This window comes from Cupriavidus sp. IDO (genome assembly GCF_000812465.1).
Taxonomy (GTDB): Bacteria; Pseudomonadota; Gammaproteobacteria; order Burkholderiales; family Burkholderiaceae; genus Cupriavidus.
On the sequence record NZ_JWMA01000022.1, the window covers coordinates 71,688 to 89,737 of the forward strand.

At 65.8% G+C, this 18,050-nt stretch carries 15 protein-coding genes; 8 read left to right on the forward strand and 7 right to left on the reverse strand.

The window, feature by feature from the left end; translation table 11 throughout:
- Positions 1–97 precede the first annotated feature (97 nt).
- Complete coding sequence (locus RM96_RS07665; RefSeq protein WP_039009436.1) at positions 98–2,479, reverse strand: TonB-dependent receptor; 2,382 nt, start codon at positions 2,477–2,479, stop codon at positions 98–100.
- A gap of 252 nt (positions 2,480–2,731) precedes the next feature.
- Between RM96_RS07665 and RM96_RS07670 the strand changes: the two genes are divergently transcribed.
- From RM96_RS07670 to tkt, 5 genes are all read left to right on the forward strand, one after another.
- Positions 2,732–4,498, forward strand: coding sequence for a PQQ-dependent methanol/ethanol family dehydrogenase (locus RM96_RS07670; RefSeq protein WP_052279370.1), 1,767 nt, complete (start codon positions 2,732–2,734; stop codon positions 4,496–4,498).
- Between the two features lie 98 nt (positions 4,499–4,596).
- On the forward strand, positions 4,597–4,920 hold the full coding sequence (locus RM96_RS07675; RefSeq protein ID WP_039009437.1) for a c-type cytochrome: 324 nt from the start codon (positions 4,597–4,599) through the stop codon (positions 4,918–4,920).
- Positions 4,921–5,666: 746 nt separating this feature from the next.
- On the forward strand, positions 5,667–6,707 hold the full coding sequence (gene gnd / locus RM96_RS07680) for a phosphogluconate dehydrogenase (NAD(+)-dependent, decarboxylating) (RefSeq protein ID WP_039009438.1): 1,041 nt from the start codon (positions 5,667–5,669) through the stop codon (positions 6,705–6,707).
- Entirely contained in the window at positions 6,691–7,476 is a 786-nt protein-coding gene (locus RM96_RS07685; protein ID WP_152624059.1) for an ROK family protein, read from the forward strand. The genes gnd and RM96_RS07685 overlap by 17 nt, the downstream gene beginning before the upstream one ends.
- 87 nt (positions 7,477–7,563) lie before the next feature.
- Positions 7,564–9,654: a transketolase gene (gene tkt, locus RM96_RS07690; RefSeq protein WP_039009439.1), complete on the forward strand. Its 2,091-nt coding sequence runs from the start codon at positions 7,564–7,566 to the stop codon at positions 9,652–9,654.
- Positions 9,655–9,891: 237 nt separating this feature from the next.
- Here the strand turns inward: tkt and pqqE are convergent, their stop codons facing one another.
- From pqqE to pqqA, 5 genes are all read right to left on the reverse strand, one after another.
- Entirely contained in the window at positions 9,892–11,043 is a 1,152-nt protein-coding gene (pqqE, locus tag RM96_RS07695; protein WP_039009440.1) for a pyrroloquinoline quinone biosynthesis protein PqqE, read from the reverse strand.
- The gene (gene pqqD, locus RM96_RS07700; RefSeq protein WP_039009441.1) at positions 11,015–11,287 is read right to left on the reverse strand and encodes a pyrroloquinoline quinone biosynthesis peptide chaperone PqqD; all 273 of its coding nucleotides are present in this window, start codon (positions 11,285–11,287) and stop codon (positions 11,015–11,017) included. Before pqqD ends, pqqE begins: the two co-directional genes overlap by 29 nt.
- Entirely contained in the window at positions 11,284–11,976 is a 693-nt protein-coding gene (pqqC, locus tag RM96_RS07705) for a pyrroloquinoline-quinone synthase PqqC (RefSeq protein ID WP_039009442.1), read from the reverse strand. Before pqqC ends, pqqD begins: the two co-directional genes overlap by 4 nt.
- Complete coding sequence (gene pqqB, locus RM96_RS07710) at positions 11,973–12,890, reverse strand: pyrroloquinoline quinone biosynthesis protein PqqB (RefSeq protein ID WP_039009443.1); 918 nt, start codon at positions 12,888–12,890, stop codon at positions 11,973–11,975. The genes pqqC and pqqB overlap by 4 nt, the downstream gene beginning before the upstream one ends.
- A 172-nt stretch (positions 12,891–13,062) precedes the next feature.
- On the reverse strand, positions 13,063–13,137 hold the full coding sequence (pqqA, locus tag RM96_RS07715) for a pyrroloquinoline quinone precursor peptide PqqA (RefSeq protein WP_009277446.1): 75 nt from the start codon (positions 13,135–13,137) through the stop codon (positions 13,063–13,065).
- 75 nt (positions 13,138–13,212) lie between these two features.
- On the opposite strand from pqqA, the gene RM96_RS07720 reads away from it, so the two are divergent.
- Entirely contained in the window at positions 13,213–14,151 is a 939-nt protein-coding gene (locus tag RM96_RS07720; protein WP_039009444.1) for an alpha/beta fold hydrolase, read from the forward strand.
- A 105-nt stretch (positions 14,152–14,256) separates the two neighbouring features.
- On the opposite strand, the gene RM96_RS07725 is transcribed toward RM96_RS07720, so the two are convergent.
- Positions 14,257–16,269 carry a sigma-54-dependent Fis family transcriptional regulator gene (locus tag RM96_RS07725; protein WP_039009445.1) on the reverse strand — a complete coding sequence of 671 codons (2,013 nt, stop codon included), beginning with the start codon at positions 16,267–16,269 and terminating at the stop codon, positions 14,257–14,259.
- A gap of 290 nt (positions 16,270–16,559) precedes the next feature.
- Here RM96_RS07725 and pedF point away from each other — a divergent pair, with 290 nt between their 5' ends.
- Together pedF and RM96_RS07735 are read left to right on the forward strand one after the other, a co-directional pair.
- Positions 16,560–17,039: a cytochrome c-550 PedF gene (pedF, locus tag RM96_RS07730; protein WP_039009446.1), complete on the forward strand. Its 480-nt coding sequence runs from the start codon at positions 16,560–16,562 to the stop codon at positions 17,037–17,039.
- An 81-nt stretch (positions 17,040–17,120) separates the two neighbouring features.
- Positions 17,121–18,014, forward strand: a complete 894-nt coding sequence (locus RM96_RS07735) for a substrate-binding periplasmic protein (protein WP_039009447.1) — start codon at positions 17,121–17,123, stop codon at positions 18,012–18,014.
- Positions 18,015–18,050: the final 36 nt, after the last annotated feature.

An 18,050-nucleotide genomic window follows, 5' to 3' on the forward strand; every position in this document is an offset into this window, starting at 1 on the left:
ATCCGTACTGCATATAGCGCAGGAAGATGACAGGGCGATGTCGAACCGCTCGCTGCCTCCGTGCCCGAAGTGGCATTTTGTGCGTCGCCGTGCCGCGTTATATGCGATACGTCACCCCGAGCCAGAAACTCCGCGGCGCGCCGGGTGCCACGAAGAGCGCGCTCGCGCTGTCTGCCGGCGCTACGTGCGGTTGCAGCAAATTGCCGTTGGGGAACATGTCATTCGCGATTTGCCCGTAGGTCTCGTAGCGGCGGTCGAACACATTGGCCACGCGCGCGTAGATCTCGAAATGCTTGTTCACCTGGTAAGCGGCGCGCAGGTTGACCGTGGCATAGCCGGGCGTGCCCCAGTCCGCGGCTTTCGGCGCCTTGCCCGGCTGCGGGTCGCTGCGCAGGCCGTCTTCGTTGCCGCTGGTGACGCTGCCGGATACGGCCACCAGGTCGGCGCCAAGCGTCAGGCCGGGCAGCGCCTGCCAGTCCGCGCCGAGCTTGACCGTGTGGGTTGGCAGCCCGGCCATGCGCATGCCCGGCCGGATGTTGATGGTGCGCTCGCCCACGGCGAGCTGCCCGGTGGCCTGGTAGGTCGCCTGCAGGTAGCTGTAGGCGAGCCGCAGCGTGACGCTGCCCAGTTGCTGCCGGACGGTCAGGTCGAGCCCCTGGTTGCGGGTACGGTCGAAGTTCGCGAAGTATCCCTGCTGGGTGTTCGGCGCGCGCAGGAAGAGGATGTCGTCGTGATTGTCGATGCGGTAGAGCGTGGCAGACACGTCAGTGTCCTTCGACGGGCGCCAGCGCACCCCGGCTTCATATGAGTGGGACACGACCTGCTTCAGGTACGGGTCGGCCTGCAGCCCGGCAGGCAGGCGGCAGGGCTGTTGCGGATCGGCGCAGCCCAGTTCGAGCACCGTGGGCACGCGGTTGTTCTGGGCGTAGCCGCCGAATACCGTGACCCCTGCGCCCAGCTTCTGCGCAAGGCCCAGGGCGGGATTGAGCCTGCCGTAGGTGAAGCTTTCGTTCGGCTGTTCGGAGCCGTCGCTGTTGCGCAGCGTGTTGCTGACCGCGACGTGATTCCATCTTGCCGAGGCGGTAAGGAAGGTGCTGCGCGTGACAGACCACGTGTCGGACAGGTACAGCCCGAGCGTGCGCGAGGTGCCGCTGACGCCGGAGAACAGCGCGTTCGGCGCATCCGGGTCGGCGACTGCCCCGCGGTCGTCGGTGAAGGTGCCGGGCTGCTGGTACTGCGAATAGGTCAGGCGGCTGCGGTCCAGGCTCAGCCCGGCGTTCATCACATGGCTCTCGGTTTCCTTCGCTAGGCTGAGTGCCATGCCGACGGTCTGCTGCCACATGTGGGTGGTGTTGACGATGGCCGGCGGCAGCGCCGCGCCCTCGGCACGGGTAAAGCCGCAGCGGGCACTGCGCGGGCTGCCGTCCGCCAGGAAGCCGTCTTCGCAGTCTTCGGCGTAGTTCGCATAGTCAGGGTTCACGTCGCCGTTGGTGGTGTCGCGTCGGCTGGTGCGCACGTAGGCGAGCGCGGCGGCGCTGGTCTTGTCGTCGAACCAGTGGCGGCCGTTGAGCGCGACCTGGGTGACCTGGTTCCGGGTCTGGTCCGGATAGGTGTACACCGCGCGCGGATTGCTCTCGTAAAGGCCCGGCAGCGTGGCATTGCCACTTGCGCGAACGCTGGGCAACAGGCCATTGCCGATCAGGTTGCTGCGGCCGTGCAGCAGCGAGACGTCCCAGCTGTCGGCGTCGCCGGCGTGCCCCGCCTTGACGAAGAGGCTGCCGAGACGGCCCTCCGAATGGTCGCGCCAGCCCTGCTCCTGGAACAGGGTGCCGGCGGCGAAGGCGTGCCAGCCTTCGGCGCTGCGTACGCCACCCGACAGGTCGGCGCGCTTGCGATTGCCGCTGCCGTAGGACAGGTCCGCCTTGAAGCCGGGGGAGCCCAGGCCGGAGCGGGTGGTCATGGCCAGCGCGCCACCCAGCGTATTGAGGCCGTACGCCGGGTTGGCGCTGGACACCAGCGAGACGCTCTCCAGCGCGGCTTCGGGAATCATGTCCCAGCTGACCACATCGCCGAAGGGCTCGTTGACGCGGATGCCGTCGAGGTAGACCGAGAGGCCCTGCGGCACGCCCGGGATCGACGAAGCGCGGAAGCCGCGGTAGGTGATGTCGGTCTGGAATGGGCTGCCCTGGATGTCGTTGACATTGACGCCGGCCAGGTTGCGGGCCAGGTAGTCGGGCAGATTGCCGGCGCGCGATCCGCCCAGGTCGTCGCCGCGCACGGTCTGGACGGTGTAGGGCACCAGATCGCTGTCCACGCCGATGCCCGGCAGCGGGGCGGCCGCAACCACCATCACTTCGGGCAGCACGGCACTGTCCCCGATTGGCGCACCGGTGTCCTCTTGTGCAACAGCGGGCCGGGCGATCAGCAGGGCCACGGCCAGCGCGATCGCGGTGGCGTGGGTGGACGGGTTGGCTGGCATCTTGCATCTCCTCCGGATGGCTCGCGGGCCTGCCTGCGTTGGGTAGCGCCCTGGTTCGAACCGGCAGAGGGGCCGGGAGCAGGTTCCATGCCTCCGGCGTGGGGAAACGCTCCCGATCGGCAAACGGTTTGCCGCAAAGGCGTGGCGACGCCGTGGCCGCCCTGTCAGTGCGGGAATGTCATTGGCATGGGAATTGCCAATTGCCTGTCTGGTGTGAGTGGCGCACCGGTGGGAATCACAACAGGAGAGGAGATGACGATGAGGACGTTAAGGACGTTACGAATGATGATGGTGCTCGCGGCGGCCGCCGCGAGTCTTGCCGCGCAGGCGGCGCAGACGTCGGTAACCGATGCCATGATCGAGAACGACGCGAAGACGCCGGGCGATGTGTTGTCGTGGGGCATGGGCCCGCAGGGCCAGCGCTATTCCGCGCTGTCCCGCATCAATACGAAGAACGTCGGCGAGCTGGTGCCGGCCTGGTCGTTCTCCTTCGGCGGCGAGAAGCAGCGCGGCCAGGAATCGCAGCCGCTGATCCACGACGGCAAGATGTTCGTCACGGCCTCCTACTCCCGCATCTACGCGCTCGACCTGAAGACCGGCCGCAAGCTGTGGAAATACGAGCATCGGCTGCCGGAAGGCATCATGCCCTGCTGCGACGTGGTGAACCGCGGTGCCGCGCTCTACGACAACCTGGTGATCTTCGGCACGCTCGACGCGCAGCTGGTGGCGCTCGACCAGAAGACCGGCAAGGTAGTGTGGAAGGAGAAGATCGAGGACTACGCGGCCGGCTATTCGTACACGGCGGCGCCGCTGATCGTCAAGGGCATGGTGCTCACGGGCGTCTCGGGCGGCGAGTTCGGCGTGGTGGGCCGGGTCGAGGCGCGCGACGCCAGAACCGGCCAGCTGGTGTGGTCGCGGCCCGTGGTGGAAGGCCACATGGGCTACCGGTATGACAAGGACGGCAACAAGACCGAGAACGGCGTGACCGGCACCACCGGCGCAAGCTGGCCCGGCGAGACCTGGAAGACCGGCGGCGCCGCCACCTGGCTGGGCGGCACCTATGATCCGCAGACCGGGCTGGTCTACTTCGGTACCGGCAACCCCGGACCGTGGAACAGCCACATCCGCAAGGGCGATAACCTCTACTCGGCCTCCACGGTGGCACTCGACCCTGCCACCGGCAAGATCGTCTGGCACTACCAGAACACCCCGAACGACGGCTGGGACTTCGACGGCGTCAACGAGTTCGTGACCTTCGACCTCGACGGCAAGCGCATGGGCGGCAAGGCCGACCGCAACGGCTTCTTCTACGTCAATGACGCCACCAATGGCAAGCTGGTCAATGCCTTCCCCTTCGTCAGGAAGATCACCTGGGCGAGCGGCATCGACCTCAAGACCGGCCGCCCGAACTTCATCAATGAAGGCCGCCCCGGCGACCCGAGCGGGGGCAGCGATCCGAAGAAGGGCCAGTCTGTATTTGCCGCGCCCGGTTTCCTTGGCGGCAAGAACCAGCAACCGATGGCCTACAGCCCGCAGACCGGCCTGTTCTACGTGCCCGCCAACGAGTGGGGCATGGACATCTGGAATGAGCCCGTCAGCTACAAGAAGGGTGCCGCCTTCCTGGGCGCGGGCTTTACCATCCACCCGCTGAACGAGGACTACATCGGTGCGCTGCGCGCCATCAATCCCAAGACCGGCAAGATCGTATGGGAAGTCAAGAACAACGCTCCGCTGTGGGGAGGCGTCATGACCACGGCCGGCGGCCTGGTGTTCTGGGGCACGCCGGAAGGCTACCTGAAAGCAGCCGATGCGAAGACGGGCAAGGAACTCTGGCAGTTCCAGACCGGCAGCGGCGTCGTGGCGCCGCCGGTCACCTGGGAGGACAACGGCGAGCAGTACGTCGCGGTGGTGTCCGGCTGGGGCGGTGCAGTGCCGCTGTGGGGCGGTGAAGTCGCCAAGCGCGTGAACTTCCTGGAGCAGGGCGGATCGGTGTGGGTGTTCAAGCTCCACAAGAGCTGAAGCCGGTCATCGATGTCACTGCCTGGTGCGCGCCGGCACGGCATGCCGTGCCGGCTTGCGCCGGGCGCGGTTGCAATGTGAATCAGCGGGATAAAGGTATGAAGCATGGATTTCTGGTGTTGGCGGTCGTCGCTTCGGCGCTGTCGTACGCGGCACGGGCCGGGGCGGCACCCGATATGCAGGCGCTGGCGGATAAGAGTGGCTGCTTTTCCTGCCACGGCATGCAGGCAAAGGTAGTCGGGCCGGGGTTTGCTGAAGTGGCTGCCAAATACAAGGGCGACGCCGAGGCGGCCGGGCGGCTGGCCACGAAGATCCGCGAAGGCGGCAAGGGGGTGTGGGGGCGGATTCCCATGCCGCCGCACGGCAATCTTGGGGAGGACGATGCCAGGAAGCTGGCGGAGTGGGTGTTGAGTCTTGGGTAGCAGTGGACGGATGAACTGACGATAAGAAGCAGGCTGGTCCAGCGCATGCTGGCTTGACACGACATCCTGCGGTGGCCGGGTGGGCTGCCTGGGTTTGCCGTCGGATGTCGGTCTTTTGGCTTCTATTGGATCCTGGCCGATCTGCGGGGTGGGGGTCTGTCTCGACGCGCACCGACTTCCGCGATCGCTGCCGGCCCAGAGCCGACATTCATATTTTCCGAAAGCGGACAGTCAACAACAATGTTGGCAAGCAGCCACATTGCTGCGATCCAAAAAGGTTGGAAGTCCAAAGCATTACCGATGGAAAGATTTTCGGGCTTACCGAATAACAAGATAGCGCTGTTTTAGCGATCAAAAATTTTCAATCCATCGTGAGCCACGAACCCCCGCACCGAGGAGCGGTCAAATCCGGAAGAAGCGGTGCTGGTCGCAGGTCAGTCGTTGCCACCGTTCAATATGCTGTCTGTCATAAGGTGAGCATTCGGGTTCCGGGCTGTCGGCAGGTTGGATGAGCCGACGTCGAATATTCTCTTTCTCCTCGTTATCCGGCACTGACTCATCATTTGCTGGCCGGACTACGCCAGCTGCCTGGCGACATCAATATTGGCTCGTATTTGCGCGCCGCCTGTTTTAGCGCGTGGATCGTCGAATGCAGCGGTCGTCGCACCACTGATGAAGCGTATAACCGGAAATCATTCAATAGAATGCATTAATCAGGGCCACTTCATCCAGAGAGGGAAATAAAAATGCACCTCGGCATGATCGGATTGGGACGCATGGGCGCCAGTTTGGTACAGCGTCTTACCAGGGATGGCCATACATGCGACGTCTACGATGTGGATCCCGCTACCGTGAGGAAGATGGCCGGCGCCGGTGTCCAGGGGCGTGCCTCGATCGACGAACTGGTCGCGAAGCTGGCCAGGCCACGCGTGGTGTGGCTAATGGTTCCCGCCGGCGTGGCCGGCAACACGATCGAGGCGGTGGGCGCCCGCATGGATGAGGGCGACATCATCATCGATGGCGGCAACAGCTATTACCGCGACGACCTGCTACGCGCGAAGGCGCTCAAGCAGAAAGGCATCCATTTTGTCGATTGCGGCACCAGTGGCGGCGTGTTCGGGGTGGAGCGCGGCTTTTGTCTGATGATTGGCGGCGAGGAGCAAGTGGTCAGGCATCTGGAGCCGATTTTCAGGAGTATTGCGCCCGGAGTCGAGGCAGCATCCCGCACGCCCGGCAGGACTGGCACTCCCACGTCGGCCGAGCATGGCTATCTGCATTGCGGTCCGAACGGCGCGGGCCACTTCGTAAAGATGGTTCACAACGGGATCGAGTACGGCGTCATGGCGGCATATGCGGAAGGCCTGAATATCCTGCACAACGCCGACGCCGGCAAACGCGCACGCGAGGCGGATGCCGAAACCGCGCCGCTGCGCGAGGCGGAATATTACCAATTCGACCTGGACCTTGCCGAGGTCGCGGAGGTGTGGCGCCGCGGCAGCGTGATCGGCTCGTGGCTGCTCGACCTTACCGCTGCCTCGCTGCTGGCCAGCCCCGACCTGAAGGGCTATGCGGGCCGCGTCTCCGACTCCGGGGAGGGGCGATGGACGATCGCTGCGGCCATTGACGAGTCGGTGCCAGCGCCGGTTCTCAGTGCCGCGCTTTATGAACGCTTCAGCTCGCGCGGCGATGCCGATTTCGCCAATCGGGTCTTGTCTGCGATGCGCAAGCAGTTTGGCGGACATGACGAGAAGGGGAAGGAAAAACACCAAGATGAATCCCATCGATAATGGCGCTCCCCGATCAAAAAGACAGTTGAATGTGCTGGTGGTCGATGTCGGCGGCTCCCATGTCAAGTGTGTCGCTACCGGCCACAAGGACGCTGTTGCGTTCAGGTCGGGACGGAACATGACGCCAGATCGCATGATGAAGAAATTACGGGAGATCACCGCCGGCTGGCACTACGATGCAGTTTCGATCGGCTATCCGGGTGTGGTCCTCGGCGAGCGGATCGCGCGCGAACCGAACAACCTCGGTTCGGGCTGGGTCGGCTTCGATTTTCAGGCAGCGTTCGGATGTCCGGTAAAGATCATCAACGACGCGGCGATGCAGGCTCTCGGCGGCTACGAAGGCGGCCGTATGCTATTTCTCGGGCTCGGCACCGGGCTGGGATCGGCGCTTATCCTCGACGGCGTGATTGCTCCCATGGAACTGGGACATCTGCGCAACGGAAAGGGACGCAATTATGAGCACGATCTCGGCGAGCGGAGCCGCCAGCGCCTGGGGAACAAGAAGTGGCGCCGCAAGGTCGTGGATGTGGTGGATGGCTTCCGCGCGGCGCTGTTGCCCGACTATATCGTGCTGGGTGGTGGCAATGCCGTACGTCGGAAGGAATTGCCTTTGCTGTCCCGCCGTGGCGACAACGTCAATGCGTTTCTGGGGGGCTTTCGCTTGTGGGAGCGGCAACCCCGCCATGCGGCAGAATCGGGTGCAACTGGCGGCGACATTGCAACCGGCGGCAACCGGCATGGCCATGTAACGGATGAGACGGCGACATGAAAACGCGCGATGACGTTGTGTTCCTGCCGGACTGCGGATCGGGCATATCGCCGATTTGAAAAACTCGAGCTACCGAGGAGGCGCCAGATGAATGCATCTCGAACCAACCCCGCGCTTGACGATTTGTGTATCAACACGCTACGCTTTCTGTCGGTCGATGCCGTGCAACGTGCCAACAGCGGGCATCCCGGCTTGCCGTTGGGTGCGGCACCGATGGCCTATGTATTGTGGACACGCTTCCTCAAGCACAACCCCGGCAATCCACGCTGGTTCGACCGCGATCGGTTTGTGCTTTCCGCCGGGCATGGTTCGGCGCTCCTGTACAGCCTGCTCCACCTCACAGGCTACGACCTTCCGCTGTCACAGCTACAGCAATTCCGGCAGTGGGGCAGCATCACGCCGGGCCACCCGGAACGGGACCTGGCGCCCGGCGTCGAAATCACCACCGGCCCGCTTGGTCAGGGCTTCGGCAACGGTGTCGGCATGGCGATCGCCGAAGCGAACCTGGCCGCGCGTTACAACCGCGACGACTGCCGCGTGATCGATCATTTTACGTACGGAATCGTCAGTGACGGCGACCTGATGGAAGGCATCGCATCGGAAGCCGCATCGCTGGCCGGCCATCTGCAACTGGGCAAGCTGATTTACCTGTATGACGACAATCGGATCACGCTGTCGGCCGGTACCGACATGACGTTTACCGAGGACCGCGCGCGACGCTTCGACACATATGGCTGGCACACGCAGGCACTGCCCGACGGCAATGACCTCGCGGCGCTCGGGCGGGCGCTGGATGCGGCCCGTGCCGAGAACGGGCGTCCTTCGCTGATTCTGGTGCGAAGCCATATCGGTTATGGCTCGCCCAACAAGCAAGACACATTCGAGGCCCACGGGTCACCACTAGGCGCGGAAGAGGTCCGCCTGACCAAACGGAACCTTGGCTGGCCGGAGCAACCGGCGTTTCACGTTCCCGCGGAGGCAAGCGCGCATTTTCGCGAAGCGCTTGCACGAGGAGAGAAGAGCGAGCAGGCGTGGCACGACAGATTTTCCGCCTATGAAGCGAAATTTCCCGAACTCGCGGCGGAGTTGCGGCAACTGATGCAGGACAGGCGCGATGCTCGCGCAAGCGTAGCCACACATCGGGAGGACTGGGATATCGATATACCGCAGTTTCCCGCCGACGCCAAAGGCATGGCCACCCGCGTGGCATCGGGCAAGGTCATGAACGCCATTGCAGCGCATTTACCGACGCTGATAGGCGGCTCGGCGGATCTTGATCCGTCGACGCATACCGCGCTGATCGGGCTCGGGGACTTTCAGCCCCCCGGCGCGAGCGCGCGCGACCGGCAAGGCTCGGAGGGCGGCTGGAGCTATGCGGGCCGCAATCTGCATTTTGGCGTACGCGAACATGCAATGGGCGCGATCATGAATGGCTTGGCGGCGCATGGCGGCACCTTGCCGTTCGGCGCGACTTTCCTGGTGTTTTCCGACTATCTGCGTCCGTCGATCCGCCTGGCCGCACTGATGGGATTGCATGTGGTCTACATCTTTACCCATGACAGCATCGCGCTCGGCGAGGATGGTTCCACGCACCAGCCCGTGGAACAGCTTGCCAGCTTGCGCGCGGTGCCGCGCCTCGTCGTGGTGCGTCCGGCCGATGCCAATGAAGCTGCGAGCGCCTGGCGTGTTGCGGTAAGAACACGCGACCGGCCGATAGCACTGGTACTGACGCGGCAGAACGTCCCTGTACTCGACCGGACGCAATTCGCTGCCGCCGATGGTCTGCTGCGCGGTGCATACGTGCTGGCCGATGCGGCGGACGGCAAGGCGGAACTGATCCTGATCGCCAGTGGGTCGGAAGTCGGCCTGATCGTCGCTGCCTACCGACAATTGCTCGCACAGAACATCAAGGTGCGCCTGATCTCGATGCCGAGCTGGGAATTGTTCGACGAACAACCGCAGGAATATCGCGATGCCGTGTTGCCGCCGGCGGTTGGCGCAAGGCTCGCGGTCGAGGCTGGCGTTTCGCAGGGCTGGCATCGCTATGTCGGCGAGCGTGGCGAGGTGCTAGCGGTAGATCGCTTCGGTGCATCGGCGGCCGGAGAGGTGATGCTGCGCGAATACGGCTTCACCGCCGAGAACGTCTGCCGGCGCGCCCTCGCGCTACTTCACCGATAAGAAGCGCGCGGGGCGTCGCAAGCGGGAGGCTGCATCATTCAACCTCGCGGAGCAGCAACTGCCACTATTCCGCCTGGATTCCCGCCTCCCTGACCACCTTGCCCCACTTTGCCAGGTCAGACCTGATCAGCGCCGCGTATTCCTGCTCGCAAGGCTCCAGCCTTGCTGCGCTTCGTTCCTAGGCTTCCACGCCTTCTCGACAGACTTATTTCTGCAACGAATCTCCGACTCAGGACACTAGGTCTCGCGCCGCTGGCCAACCAGTCGCAACGAATTCCCATCGCTACGAAACACCATCGGCTTCGCTTTCGCCATGCTCCCCTGCATCACGATCTCGCTGACCGCGGCATGCTCGCGAGAATGCCCACATACGGGGTCCGTCGCAGCGGGATCTCCAGTCAACAGAAACGCCTGGCACCGGCAGCCACCATAATCTTCCTCCCGGTGGTCACACGAACGGCAAGGCTCCTGCATCCACCCGGTACCCCGGAATCGCCGGAAGGCATCGCTCTCCACCCAGATCTCCCGCAGCGTCTGCGCAGCAACATTCGGCAGCACCAGCCCCGGCAGCATGCGAGCCGCGTGGCAGGGCAGCGCAGTTCCATCGGGCGCGACGCCAAGGAAGGTCGTACCCCAGCCATTCATGCATTTCTTCGGCCGCTGCTCGAAGTAATCCGGCACCACGAACAGGATCTGGCATTGCCTGCCGATGCGCGCACGGTAGTCGTTGACCACGGCCTCGGCTTCACGCAGCTGTTCCCCCGTGGGCATCAATGCCAGCCGGTTCTCCCACGCCCAGCCGTAGTACTGCGTATTGGCCAGCTCCAGGTACTCCGCGCCCATCCGCAGCGCCATCTCGATGATGGCGCCGACGTGGGGGAGGTTGTGCCGGTGCAGCACGCAATTCATCACCATGGGATAGCCGTGCGCCCTGATCATGCGGGCCACGCGTTGCTTCAGGTCGAAGGTGCGGGTGCTGGAGAGGAAGTCGTTGAGCTCGCGGGTGGAGTCCTGGAAGGAGAGCTGGATGTGGTCCAGTCCGGCCTCGCGCAGCGCGGCAAGGCGGGCATCGGTCAGGCCCACGCCGGAGGTGATGAGGTTGGTGTAGAAGCCCAGCCCGTGGGCGTGCCGCACCAGTTCCTCCAGGTCCTTGCGCAGCAGCGGCTCGCCGCCGGACAGGCCGAGCTGCACGGCGCCCAGCGCGCGGGCCTGGCTGAAGACATTGCACCACTGTGCGGTGTCGAGCTCCGTGGTGTGGCTGGCATAGTCCACCGGGTTGGAGCAGAAGGCGCAGTGCAGCGGGCAGCGGTAGGTAAGCTCGGCCAGCAGCCAAAGTGGCGGCCCGGGCTGTGCAGCCGACTCAGACGAGCCAGCCGCGTTCGATGGCATGTTTGACAAAGGCATGTACCTCCGGTGCGATGCCCTGCACGCCGAAGGCGGTCTGCAGGTCGTCGATCAGCATGTCGAGCGTGTGGCCGCCGTCGCAGCGCTGCAGGATGGCGGCGGCGCTGTCGTTGAGGGTGACCATCCCTTCCGGATACAGCAGGACCCAGCTTTGCTGGGCCTCTTCCCATTGCAGGCGGAAGGTCCGGTGCAGCGTGGGCCTGGCGAGGTCTGGAGCGCTTGTGGTCATGGGCTGGCCTGCTGGATGGCGTCGAGCATCGACCAGAGGATGTCGAGCTTGAACTGCAGGATATCGAGGGCGCGCTGCTGCTGCTCCGGCGTGCGGAAGTGGTTGAGGGTCACGCGCAGGCCATGATCGACATCGCGCTGGGCGAGCGGGATGCGCGAGCGGAAATAGTCCAGTCCCGCGGCTTCGATCCACGGGTAGTGGGTGGGCCAGCCGGCCAGCCGCTCCTTGTGGATCTCCGGCGCGAACATTTCGGTCAGCGACGAGCACACCGCTTCCTGCCACGGCGCGCGGCGCGCGAAGTTAACATAGGCGTCGACGGCGAAGCGCACGGCGGGCAGCACATGCCGTTGGGCCAGCAGCGCGTCGCGTTCCAGCCCCACGGCCTGGCCAAGACGCAGCCAGGCCTCGATGCCGCCGGGCGCGGTCCCGGTGCCGTCGTGGTCGAGGATGCGCACGACCCATTCGCGGCGCGTGTCGCGCTCGGTGCAGTTGGAGAGGATGGCGGCATCCTTCAGCGGGATGCAGGCCTGGTAGTAGAAGCGGTTGGCCACCCAGGCCCGGATCTCGGCTGGCGTGCATTGCCCGGCCGCCATGCGCTGGTTGAAGGGATGGTGGATGTGGTAGCCGGATTCCCTGGCGCGCAGGCGCGCCTCGAACTCCGCTGGGCTCCACGCGGTGGAATGTGTCATAGCGCGATTTCCATGCCGTCATACGCCAGCTCGATGCCATGCCGCGTCAGCTCGCCGCGCTCGGGCGAGTCCTCCGCCAGGATCGGGTTGGTGTTGTTGATGTGGATAAGGATCTTGCGGCTGGCGGGCAGCCGGTCGAGGATCTCGATCATGCCGCCGGGGCCGGACAGGGCGAGGTGTCCCATGTCGGCCGCGGTCTTGCCGGAAAAGCCGGCCTGCTGCATTTCGTCGTCGCGCCAGAAGGTGCCGTCGACGAGCACTACGTCCGCGATGCGCAGTTCCGTGAAGACGTGATCGTCGACGCGGCCCAGGCCGGGGGCGTAGAAGGCACGGCGGCCGCTGTGGCGGTCGACGATTCGCAGGCCGATATTGTCGCCACGGCGCGGCGCATGGCGGTTGGGCGAATAGGGCGGGGCCTTGCTTTCCAGCGGCACGGCGGTGAGCGCCACGCCTTGCAGCGGCGGCACTGAAAATGGTGTGTCGTCCAGCGGCAGGGCGTGCGCCTCCAGCCCGCAATAATGCGAAAGAATGCGGGTGAGCGGAAAGGCGGCGCCAAGGTCGTCCAGGACAGTGCCGGTGGCGTAGACCGGCAGGGCGCGGCGGTGCTCGCGCAGCATCAGCAGGCCGGTGACGTGGTCGATCTGCGCGTCCATCAGCACGACGCCCGCAATGGCGGTGTCGCGCGGTGCGCGCGCGGGCTGTAGCGAGGGCGTGTCGCGAAGCTGCCGCAGGATATCCGGGGAGGCGTTGACGAGGATGGCTTCGGCCCCATCATCGAACAGGGCGATGGAGGACTGTGTGCGCGGCGTGGCACGCAGGGTGCCCCGGCGCACGCCGTCGCAGTTGTGGCAGTTGCAGTTCCACTGGGGAAAGCCGCCGCCGGCGGCCGAGCCCAGTACCCGGATGGTGGTCATGGTGCGGGATGTCTGTGGTTGTCGTTGCTCCGCCAATGGCGATGCGCTAACAGCTACCGCTAGCGGGCTCCCTCTCCCGCTTGCGGGGGAGGGGAGCAAACAAGCGGACTGCGGGATTTGTCGCCAACCTCGGCGCGCATGCGAGCCGGGAAGTGCCCTCGGCCGCTAACGCTCAGCGGTTGGCGATATACATCGTGATTTCGAAGCCGAGCCTCAGTTCGGTGTAGGCGGGCGTGGTCCAGTTCATGTCTGTCTCCTCTGTTGGCATGGTTAGTGAATCGCGTGCGGTGAACCCCGCCGCATTCCGAACGAGGCAACAACCATGCCCGCAATGCCACCGACATCCTCCTGCTTCTTCATGCGTACGCCGGACGGCCAGCGCGTTCACGTCCGCTTGAGCGGGCCGGCCGATGGCGAGCCCTGGCTCGTGCTGCATGGCGGGCCGGGAAGCGGCTGCGATCCCGCCATGGCGGACTGGTTCGACCCGCTCGTGCACCGCGTGGTGATGCCCGACCAACGCGGCGCCGGACGGTCCAGGCCGGCGGGGACCCTGCGCCGGAATAACGTGGGCACGCTGCTGCGCGACCTGGAGCAACTGCGCGAGGGACTCGGCATCGGACGCTGGGGCGTGGTGGGCGGATCGTGGGGCGCGGCGCTGGCGCTGGCGTATGCGCAGCGCTTTCCGGACGCCGTGGCCGCGCTGGTCTTGCGCGGGACCTTCCTGACCGGGCGCGACGACATGCTCCGGCTCTTCGTCCCGCGCCATGGCGGACGCCGCATGCTGCATTGCGTCACGCCGCTCGGGGAGCGCCTGCCGGACGCGCGCGCCACTCTGCTCACTGTGTCAAGGGTGTTGCAAAGTGGTACGCCTGTTCAGAAACGAGACACCGCCGCTGGATGGCGAAGTCGTGAACGGTCAATGCTGCACCTTGGCCCGATGCTAGCCGCTCGCGCACGGTCATGGCGCGAGCGCGTGGCGGCGGCGAACAAGTACCGGATCCAGGCGCACTACCTGCGCAACCGCGCCGGACTCGGCAAGCCGGCGCTGCTCAGGGCGGCACTGGAGATCGGCGCGCGGGGCCTGCCGGTCACGCTGCTGCACGGCCGCGCCGACCCGGTCTGCCGCCCCGCCAACGCCACGCGCCTGCTCGCGGTCATGCCCCAGGCGCGGCTGACCTGGGTGCCGGGCGGCCACCTGGCCACTGGCGCCATGCGCGGTGCGCTGGTGGCCGCCATCCGTGCGGCGGGCTGGCAGCGGTGAAAGGCGCGGCTTCGCGTCGCGCCATCCGTTGAATGTCCGGCGCGTCTGGCGCGAACCGGAAGACCTGTGGATGCAGGGCGAGCCGCTGGCGGGTGCCGGCGGCGTTCAGCTCTCGTCCTGCGGCAGCCCGCGCGCCTCGTCCATCTTCCGGTAGACCGTATTGCGCGAGATGCCCAGGGCCTTCGCGGCCGCGGAGATATTGCCGTGGTGCGCCTTGACCGCGGCGAGGATGGCCAGCGCCTCGACATCGGCCAGCCGAACCGGCTGGGCGCGCGGGGCTTGTTGCGCCGCTGCGCCCGGCACTGTTGCCGGCATGGCATCCTGGCCCTGCCGCGCATGCAAGTCGTCGAGGAAATCGTCGGGCAGGTGGTCCGCTGTGATCTCGGGCTCGCCTTCGGCCATCAGCCGCGCCGTGCGCAGGAGGTTGCCGAGCTGGCGGATATTGCCGGGCCAGTGATAGGCGCGGAACATCGCCATCACGGATTCGCTGATGCGTGGCGCTTCGGCGTCCTGCTGGTCCAGGCGCAACAGCTTGGCGGCGACCTCGTCGAGATCGCTGCGCTCGCGCAAGGCCGGCAGGCGCACGACCAGGCCGTTGAGGCGGTAATAGAGGTCCTCCCGGAACAGGCCGTTGGCGACCTGCTCGCGCAGGTTGCGGTGGGTGGCGCAGATCACCGAAACGTCGACATGGATCAGCTTGCTGCTGCCCAGCGGCGAAACCGCGCGTTCCTGCAGCGCGCGCAGCAGGCGTGCCTGCAGCTGCAGCGACATGTCGCCGATTTCGTCAAGGAAGAGCGTGCCGCCGTTGGCCAGCAGCATCTTGCCGATGCCGCCCTTCTTGCGGGCGCCGGTGAAGGCGCCTTCTTCATAGCCGAACAACTCGGACTCGATCAGGTTTTCCGGGATCGAGGCGCAGTTGACGGCAATGAAGGGCCCCGCGTGGCGCGGGCTGTCGGCGTGGATCGCGCGTGCCAGGAGCTCCTTGCCGGTGCCGGTCTCGCCCAGCACCATCACCGGAATATCCTTGCCGATGACCTTGCGCAGCTTGGTGATGACGGCCTTGATCTGGGCGTCGCCGGTGTCGAGCTCGTCCAGTCCGGCCAGCTGGCGAAGCGGCGCGGCGGGCAGGCGGGGCATGGCTGCGCTTTCCGCCGCCCCGGTGCGGCCGCTGTCTACGGCATTGCCCGGGATGGAGGCAGTGGGGGACTTCCACTCCACGCGCGCGCTGACCCTGACGCCGCTCGGAAGATGCAGCTGGACGATGCCCGCCGGCGCCTGGCGCACGGCGTCGAACAGCTGCGACATCGACAGGCCAAACAGCGAGGAAAAGGTGTGCGCGTGCAATGCGCCGTTCGACAGGCCGAGCTGGAACTGCCCGCTGCGGTTTGCCGAGAGGAAGCGGCCGCCCGGCGTAAAGGAGGCAATGCCCTCCACCAGCGTGCCGAGGAACTCCGCGCGCGCGTGGAAGCGGATGCACACCATGTCCTGGAAGGCATTGGCGAACAGCTGGTTCTCGATCATCTGTGCCGACATCCGCACCAGCGCCATGGTGTGCTTGTGGAAACCGCGATGGTCTCCCGTCACATCGAGCGCGCCGACCGTCTTGCCGTAGGCATCGAGGATGGTCATGCAGGAGCAGGTCAGGAACTGGTTGGCCTCCAGGAAGTGATCCGCGCCGTGTACCAGGGTGGCCCGGTTCTCGGCCAGCGCCGTGCCGATCGCATTGGTGCCGCGGCTTTCCTCCGACCACACCGCGCCGGGCCGCAAGGCCACCTTGTCGGCCCTGGCGAGGAAGTCGTCATCGCCCATGGAGTGCAGGATCAGGCCGGCGGCGTCGGTCAGGATCACCATGCTCTGCGTGTTGACGATCTGGTCGTAGAGCGTCTCCATCACCGGCAGCGCATACGTGAACAGCGACTGGCTGCGCTCGATCTGCGTCCTCAGCTCGCTCTGGCGCACCGGGCAGAAGTCCGGCGACTCATAGGGGCGCAGACCATACGAGGCGGAGCGCCGGTGAGCCTCGGCGATCAGGCCGGGACCCTCGGGTTGCGCTCCGCCAGCCACTGCGGCGGCTGCGGCATCGGGCACGCGCAGGCCGGCTGCCGGTTGAGAAGTCATTTCGCTGTCTCCTGTGAGTATTCCGCCCGCGATCTTTGCGCGGCTCGTTGCTGCCGGCTCGTGCGTTGCATACGCGCCGGCCCGCAGTGTTGCGTCATGTAGCAAAACACTTGCCAGGCTGTTGCATTCCCGGACACCCGGACAGTAATGCTGCACCGCACCCAGCGCCGGCTCCGGTCCGGACCGGGCGTGGACCGGGCTTTTAGGGCCCCCTGGCCAACTGGTACGGCTTTTGCGGAAGTGGCCTGCAGAAAATCGAGAACAACATCTGTCCACTGTAGGAGACAAACATGAAACTTCCCCGCCGCCTGCTTTCCCTGCTGTCGCTTTGTTCACTTCTGGCCGGGAGCGCACCCGGAATCGCCCTGGCACACGGCGATGTCACCCCGCAAGCCGTGGATACCAAGACACTACCGCAGCTTGGCGAAGAATGGCGTCCGGATAATCCATACCGGAGCGGCGATGCGCACCAGGAAGCCCTGCGCATCGGCACTTCGGCCTATAACCAGAACTGCGCGCGCTGCCACGGCCTGGAAGCCGTCTCCGGCGGCATCGCGCCGGACCTGCGCAAGCTCGACAGCGACTGCCTGTCGCTGGCCGATGCGAAGAAGAAGCAGGCCTGCATGGGCGAGATCTCCCAGTACTTCACCACCACCGTGCGCAAGGGGCGCACGCGCGATGGACGCGTCTACATGCCGCCGTTCGAAGGCACGCTGAACCAGGAAGCGGTGTGGGCCATCAAGACCTACCTGGAATCCCGGCACGAATAAGGGGGCATCCCAACGTCCACCCGCATTGCACCGGACCGGCCCGTCGATGCCGGCCTCATTCCATGTTCCAGGAGACCTTTCATGTGTGCCAGCCCTGCCCGGGGCGCCGTTCCCCTCCCATCAGCCGGTTCCGCCCTGCGCCGTGCGTCCGCCAGCCTGCTGGCGGTTGCCGCGATCTTTTGCGCGCAGCCGGCGCAGGCGGACCTGGCAAAGATCCGCCAGAGCGGCAGCCTGAAGGTGGCCATCTACAAGGACCTGCCGCCGTTCTCCGCGGTGGCGGGCAGCCAGCCCGAGGGCATCGACGTGGCGCTGGCCAGAGCCCTGAGCAAGGAGATGGACCTGTCGGTGTCGCTGCTGCCCTTCGATGCCGACGAGAACATGGCGGACGACCTGCGCAATATGGTCTGGCGCGGCCATTACCTGGGTTTCGGTCCGGCGGACGTGATGCTGCATGTGCCGGTCGATCGCGCCTTTATGCGCGAGAACGACAAGACGCTGATCTTCGCGCCCTATTACCGCGAGACCTTCGTGCTGGTGCATGACCGCCAGCGCGTGCCCGAGGTGCGCGCGCTGGAAGACCTGGCCGGGCAGCCGACCGGAGCCGAAGGCGGCTCCGCCGGCGCCAATGCCTTGCTGTCCGGCGCGCGCGGCGCCCTGCGCGACAAGGTGAAGATCTACGCCGGGGCCGACAACGCGCTGCATGCGCTCTTCGCCGGCGAGATCGCGGCGGCAATGGTGACGCGCGCGCAGTACGAAAGCGCGCTCAGGGCGGCCGGGCAGTCCGCCGCACGCTTTGCCGCGGTGGACATGAGCTCGCCGCTGCTGCCCGCACATGGCTGGGCCGTGGGCATGGCAGTCAGGTCCGGGGAGCGCGAGCTGGCGGAATCCCTGCAGAACGCGCTCGACGCCATTCGCCGCAACGGCGAGCTGGAGCGGATCTTTGCCCGCTATGGGGTGTCGATGCAGGCGCCGTGAAAGCCAGCGCAGTATCCGCAAGGCAATGCCCTGCGC

Coding starts and splice junctions, on each gene's coding strand:
- RM96_RS07685 (WP_152624059.1), top strand. CDS start 6,691: ATGAATCCCATCGATAATGGCGCTCCCCGATCAAAAAGACAGTTGAAT.
- RM96_RS07665 (WP_039009436.1), bottom strand. CDS start 2,479: ATGCCAGCCAACCCGTCCACCCACGCCACCGCGATCGCGCTGGCCGTG.
- RM96_RS07670 (WP_052279370.1), top strand. CDS start 2,732: ATGACGATGAGGACGTTAAGGACGTTACGAATGATGATGGTGCTCGCG.
- gnd (WP_039009438.1), top strand. CDS start 5,667: ATGCACCTCGGCATGATCGGATTGGGACGCATGGGCGCCAGTTTGGTA.
- pqqC (WP_039009442.1), bottom strand. CDS start 11,976: ATGACACATTCCACCGCGTGGAGCCCAGCGGAGTTCGAGGCGCGCCTG.
- RM96_RS07720 (WP_039009444.1), top strand. CDS start 13,213: ATGCCCGCAATGCCACCGACATCCTCCTGCTTCTTCATGCGTACGCCG.
- pqqE (WP_039009440.1), bottom strand. CDS start 11,043: ATGCCATCGAACGCGGCTGGCTCGTCTGAGTCGGCTGCACAGCCCGGG.
- RM96_RS07735 (WP_039009447.1), top strand. CDS start 17,121: ATGTGTGCCAGCCCTGCCCGGGGCGCCGTTCCCCTCCCATCAGCCGGT.
- RM96_RS07725 (WP_039009445.1), bottom strand. CDS start 16,269: ATGACTTCTCAACCGGCAGCCGGCCTGCGCGTGCCCGATGCCGCAGCC.
- RM96_RS07675 (WP_039009437.1), top strand. CDS start 4,597: ATGAAGCATGGATTTCTGGTGTTGGCGGTCGTCGCTTCGGCGCTGTCG.
- pedF (WP_039009446.1), top strand. CDS start 16,560: ATGAAACTTCCCCGCCGCCTGCTTTCCCTGCTGTCGCTTTGTTCACTT.
- pqqB (WP_039009443.1), bottom strand. CDS start 12,890: ATGACCACCATCCGGGTACTGGGCTCGGCCGCCGGCGGCGGCTTTCCC.
- pqqD (WP_039009441.1), bottom strand. CDS start 11,287: ATGACCACAAGCGCTCCAGACCTCGCCAGGCCCACGCTGCACCGGACC.
- tkt (WP_039009439.1), top strand. CDS start 7,564: ATGAATGCATCTCGAACCAACCCCGCGCTTGACGATTTGTGTATCAAC.